Genomic DNA, 205 nt, shown 5'->3' with positions numbered 1-205 from the left:
GAAGCTAAGCCCGTTCGCGCCGATGGTACTGCGTGGGGGACTGCGTGGGAGAGTAGGTCGCCGCCGGACTTCACTTGCGTAGGGCCACCCCCCTGTGTGGGGGGTGGCCCTTTCGCATGCCCGGACCCAGGGCGTGTCTCCCTACCGGTGAGGTAGGCCGGGGCCACGCTGGCGGGGTGAGTCGCACAGCTGAGATCGACGACGC

1 rRNA gene is annotated in these 205 nt (G+C 69.3%); it reads left to right on the top strand.

Features of this window, described 5'->3' with window-relative positions:
- A 5S ribosomal RNA gene (gene rrf, locus Q0789_RS16665) occupies positions 1-69 on the top strand; the annotation flags it as partial.
- Between the last annotated feature and the right edge of the window lie 136 nt (positions 70-205).

The sequence above is a fragment of the uncultured Pseudokineococcus sp. genome, assembly GCF_947499845.1.
In the GTDB taxonomy this organism is placed as follows: Bacteria; Actinomycetota; Actinomycetes; order Actinomycetales; family Quadrisphaeraceae; genus Pseudokineococcus.
This window is presented reverse-complemented; position numbering and strand designations above follow the sequence as displayed.